Annotated in this window: 5 protein-coding genes; all 5 read right to left on the bottom strand. The window is 75.5% G+C overall.

What is annotated here, in order from left to right; translation table 11 throughout:
* A partial coding sequence (locus ACI6QG_RS19430; protein WP_407026235.1) for a glycosyltransferase occupies positions 1-729 on the bottom strand: 729 nt, incomplete at its 3' end.
* A 5-nt stretch (positions 730-734) separates the two neighbouring features.
* Positions 735-1,619, bottom strand: coding sequence for a dTDP-4-dehydrorhamnose reductase (gene rfbD / locus ACI6QG_RS19425; protein ID WP_407026234.1), 885 nt, complete (start codon positions 1,617-1,619; stop codon positions 735-737).
* Positions 1,619-2,185 (bottom strand): dTDP-4-dehydrorhamnose 3,5-epimerase, encoded by a 567-nt coding sequence (gene rfbC, locus ACI6QG_RS19420; RefSeq protein ID WP_407026233.1) that lies wholly within the window; start codon positions 2,183-2,185, stop codon positions 1,619-1,621. Before rfbC ends, rfbD begins: the two co-directional genes overlap by 1 nt.
* Positions 2,182-3,063, bottom strand: a complete 882-nt coding sequence (gene rfbA / locus ACI6QG_RS19415; protein WP_407026232.1) for a glucose-1-phosphate thymidylyltransferase RfbA — start codon at positions 3,061-3,063, stop codon at positions 2,182-2,184. The genes rfbC and rfbA overlap by 4 nt, the downstream gene beginning before the upstream one ends.
* Positions 3,064-3,223: 160 nt before the next feature.
* On the bottom strand, positions 3,224-4,282 hold the full coding sequence (gene rfbB / locus ACI6QG_RS19410; protein ID WP_407026231.1) for a dTDP-glucose 4,6-dehydratase: 1,059 nt from the start codon (positions 4,280-4,282) through the stop codon (positions 3,224-3,226).
* Positions 4,283-4,522: the final 240 nt, after the last annotated feature.

Genomic DNA, 4,522 nt, shown 5'->3' with positions numbered 1-4,522 from the left:
CGCCAGCGGCACCGGGCGCAGCGCCGCCAGGTGCGCCGGCAGCCGGGCCAGCCCTTCCGGCCGGCCGCGCGCCAGGGCGCGCCGCACCCGCGCGCGCAGCCCCGCCCCGCCGCCCACCGCGTTGCCGCCGTGCTGGCGGTAGCGAATCATCGGCTGCGGGTCGAAGTCCAGCCGCCCGCCCTGCCCGGTCACCAGCAGCGCCGCCCACCAGTCATGCTGCGTGCCGGGCGGCGGCGGCGCGGCCAGGGCCAGGGCGCGGCCGCGCGGCGACAGCGCCATGGTGCAGCCCGCCGCCACGTTGTGCGCCAGCAGCGAGGCGAAGCCGGGCGGGAAGCGCGGCAGGGCGGACAGGCCGATGGGCCGCAGCGCCGCGTCCACCAGCGCCAGCCGCCCGCAGGTGGCCTCGTGCCCCGCCGCCAGCCGGTCCAGCGCGCGCGCCAGCTTGCCCGGCGCCCAGACGTCGTCCTGGTCCATGAAGGCCACCGGCGCGTCCGGCGGCGCGGCGCGCAGCAGCGCCAGGAAGCCCGCGGTGGCCCCCAGCCGCGCCGGCCCGTCCAGCCGGGCCACCCGCCCCGGATGGCGGGCGGCGAAACCTTCCAGCAAGGCCGCCGTGCCGTCGGAGGAGCCGTCGTCGCGCCAAAGCAGGCGCCATTCCGCGCCCTGCTGCGCGGCCAGGCTGTCCAGCTGCGCCGGCAGGAAGGCGGCCCCGTCCAGGGCCGCCAGCAGCACGGTGATCAGCGGTGCAGCGCGGCGACCACCCGCGCCAGCCCGTCCTCCCACCGCGGCAGCGCCACGCCGAACACGCGCGCCAGCTTGCCCTGGTCCATGCGGCCATCGGCCGGGCGGGCGGCCTTGACCGGGTAGTCGGCGGTGGCGATGGGGTGCACCACGGGCGCCGGCCCGCCATGCGGCGCGGCGGCGGCGAAGATGGCCTGGGCGAACTGGTGCCAGGAGGCATGGCCGCCGCCGGCGGCGTGGAACACGCCGCGGTGCTGCGCCTGCCACCCGGCGTCGCGGATGCGCGCCAGCACCCGGGCCAGGGCGTCCGCCAGGTCGGGCGCGGCGGTGGGGTTGCCGTGCTGGTCGGCCACCACGCGCAGCTCCGGCCGCTGGGCGCCGGCGGCCAGCATGGTGCGCACGAAGTTCCGGCCCACCGGGCTGAACACCCAGGCGGTGCGGAACACCGCCGTCATCGGGTTGCCGGCCAGCGCCGCCCATTCCCCGGCCAGCTTGGTGCGGCCATAGGCGCCCAGCGGGTTGGGCGCGTCCTCCTCGGCGTAGGGGCTGCCCTTGCGGCCGTCATAGACGTAGTCGGTGGAAAGCTGCAGCAGCGGGATGCCGCGCGCCGCGCACAGCCGCGCCAGCAGGGCCGGGCCCAGCGCGTTGGCGCGGAAGGCGCCGGCCTCGTCCTCCTCGGCGGCGTCCACCGCGGTCCAGGCGGCGCAGTTCACCACGGCGTCCGGCGCGGCCGCGGCGAAGCCGGCCTCCACCGTGGCGGGCTGGTCGAACTCGAAATCGGGCTGGCCCACCAGCACCGCCTCGAAGCCCTGCGCCGGCAGGCTGTCGGCCAGGCCGGTGGCGAGCTGCCCGCCCCGCCCGGTGACCAGGATGCGCCGCATCAGGCGAAGCCCGCCGGGAAGGGCGGCGCGATGTCGCGCAGGCGCGGGGCCTTGCGGTCCTTGTCGCTCAGCACCGGGCCTTCCGGCGGCAGCGGCCAGGCGATGGCGAGGTCGGGGTCGTCCCAGGCGATGCCGGCATCGGTGGCGGGGTCGTATTCGGCGTCCACCTTGTAGAGGACCTCCGCGTCCTCCGTCAGCGTCACGAAGCCGTGGGCGAAGCCGCGCGGCACCCAGAGCTGTCGCCAGTTCGCCGCGCTCAGCTCCATCGCCACGTGCCGGCCGTAGGTCGGGCTGCCCTGGCGGATGTCCACCGCGACGTCGAGGATGGCGCCGCGCACCACCCGCACCAGCTTGCCCTGCGCCGTGGGCGGGCGCTGGAAGTGCAGCCCGCGCAGCACCCCCTTCTGGGCGGAGAAGGAATGGTTGTCCTGCACGAAGCGCGCCGCCAGCCCCGCCGCGGCCAGGGCGGATTCCTTCCACACCTCCGAGAAGAAGCCGCGCGCGTCGCCGAAGCGGCGCGGCTCGACCAGCAGCACGTCGGGGATGGCCTGGGGCGTGACCTTCATCCGTGCCGGCCCTCCGACACCTCGACCAGGTAGCGGCCATAGGCGGTCTTGCCGAGCGAGGCGCCGACGGCGCGCAGCTGCGCGGCCGAAAGGAAGCCGCGGCGGAAGGCGATCTCCTCCGGGCAGCCCACCTGCAGGCCCTGGCGCTCCTGCACCGTCTGCACGAACATCGCCGCCTGCAGCAGCGAGCCGGGCGTGCCGGCGTCCAGCCAGGCGCAGCCGCGCGAGAGCTGCTCGGCCCGCAGGGTGCCGTCGCGCATGTAGATGGCATTGAGGTCGGTGATCTCCAGCTCGCCGCGCGCGGAGGGCACCACCTGCCGCGCCAGCTCGGTCACCCGCGCGTCGTAGAAGTAGAGGCCGATGACCGCCCAGTCCGATCTGGGCTTGAGGGGCTTCTCCTCCAGGGAGACCACCTCGCCGCGTTCGTTGAACTCGGCCACGCCATAGCGCTCGGGGTCGGCGACGCGGTAGCCGAACACGGTGGCCTTGCCGCGCTCGGCGTGGGCGCGGGCGGAGACCAGCTTCTCCGACAGGCCGCCGCCGTAGATGATGTTGTCGCCCAGGGCCAGCGCCGCCGGGCCGCCGGCCACGAAGTCGGCGCCGATGTGGAAGGCCTGGGCGAGGCCGTCCGGCGAGGGCTGCTCGGCGTAGCTCAGGCTGATGCCGAACTGGCTGCCGTCGCCCAGCAGGCGGCGGAAGGCCGGCAGGTCGGTGGGGGTGGAAATCAGCAGGATGTCCCGGATGCCCGCCAGCATCAGCGTGGACAGCGGGTAGTACACCATCGGCTTGTCGTAGACCGGCAGCAGCTGCTTGGAGGCCGCCAGCGTCATCGGGTGCAGCCGCGTGCCGGAGCCGCCGGCCAGGATGATGCCCTTCATCGTGCCGTCTCCGACGTCACGATGGGTCGGTATCGCGCCCTCAGGCGCCGGGCGCCCGCATCCGAGGGCTTGGCTGCGCCGCGCCACGGGCACGCCGGCCGCGCGGGCGCAGGGGCGGCGGGGCGCGCCGTGCGCGGCCGGAGGCCGGGGTCCATGCTCGTCATGCCTTCATTCCCCCCAGGCGCTGCCCGGCATAGGCCTTGTCGCTGATGGGGCGCCACCACGCCTCGTTCGCCAGGTACCAGCGGATGGTGTGCTCCAGCCCGCCCTCGAAGTCGTGGCGGGCCTTCCAGCCCAGCGCCGCCTCGGCGCCGGCGGGGTCCATCGCGTAGCGGAAATCATGCCCCGGGCGGTCCGCCACGAAGGTGACGAGGCGCTCGCGCGGGCCGGCCGGGTCGGGGCGCAGCCGGTCCAGCGTGGCGCAGATGGCGCGCACCACCTCCAAGTTGGTGCGCTCCTGCCGCGGGCCGATGCAGTAGGTGGCGCCGGGCTGCCCGCGCAGCAGCGCCAGCACCAGCGCCTCGGCGTGGTCCTCCACGTGCAGCCAGTCGCGCACGTTGTCGCCCTTGCCGTAGACCGGCAGCGGGCGGCCTTCCAGCGCGTTCAGCGTCACCAGCGGGATCAGCTTCTCGGGGAATTGCCACGGGCCGTAGTTGTTGGTGGTGTTGGAGACGAAGGTCGGCAGGCCGTAGGTGTGGTGCCAGGCCCGCACCAGGTGGTCGCTGGCGGCCTTGGACGCGCTGTAGGGGCTGCGCGGGTCGTAGGGCGTCTCGGGCGTGAAGGGCGCGTCGCCGGGATACAGGGAGCCGAAGACCTCGTCGGTGGAGACGTGGTGGAAGCGGAAGGCGGCCTTCTCCGCGCCCTCCAGCGTGGCCCAGTGCTCGCGCGCGGCTTCCAGCATCACCTGGGTGCCGACGACGTTGGTGCGGATGAACTCCGCCGGGCCGTCGATGGAGCGGTCCACGTGGCTTTCGGCGGCCAGGTGCATCACGGCGCTGGGCCGGTGGGCGCGGAAGGCGGCGCGCACCGCCTCGGCGTCGCAGATGTCGGCCTGCACCAGCACGTGCCGCGGGTGGTGGCGCCAGCCCTCCAGCGCCTCGGGCGAGGCGGCGTAGGTCAGCTTGTCGAGGTTGGCCACCGCGTGGTCGGTGCTGGCCAGCAGGTGCCGGATCACGGCGGAGCCGATGAAGCCGCAGCCGCCGGTGATGAGGATGGTCACGCGGTAATCCCTGTCTTGCCCCGGAAGCACGGACGCTTAACGCCCCGTGCCCCCCCGTCAAGCGCGGACGCCTCAGCGCAGCGCCCAGGCCAGGGCCAGCGCGGGCAGCGCCAGCGCCGCGAAGGCCAGGGCCGGGCCGGCGCGCCCGGCCAGGCGCGGGGCCAGCAGCAGCGCCCCGGGCAGCGCCAGCGCCGCCAGCCAGTCCAGCGGGGCGCCGCGCGCCGCCACCGGGCCCAGCGC

This window comes from Sabulicella flocculans, assembly GCF_045449635.1.
Classification (GTDB): Bacteria; Pseudomonadota; Alphaproteobacteria; order Acetobacterales; family Acetobacteraceae; genus Roseococcus.
Note: the sequence above shows the minus strand (reverse complement) of the source record. Positions and strands in the feature narration are given on the sequence as shown.

Excerpts from the sequence above, each read along its gene's own strand:
- rfbD (WP_407026234.1), bottom strand. The coding sequence starts at position 1,619 with ATGCGGCGCATCCTGGTCACCGGGCGGGGCGGGCAGCTCGCCACCGGC.
- rfbC (WP_407026233.1), bottom strand. The coding sequence starts at position 2,185 with ATGAAGGTCACGCCCCAGGCCATCCCCGACGTGCTGCTGGTCGAGCCG.
- rfbA (WP_407026232.1), bottom strand. The coding sequence starts at position 3,063 with ATGAAGGGCATCATCCTGGCCGGCGGCTCCGGCACGCGGCTGCACCCG.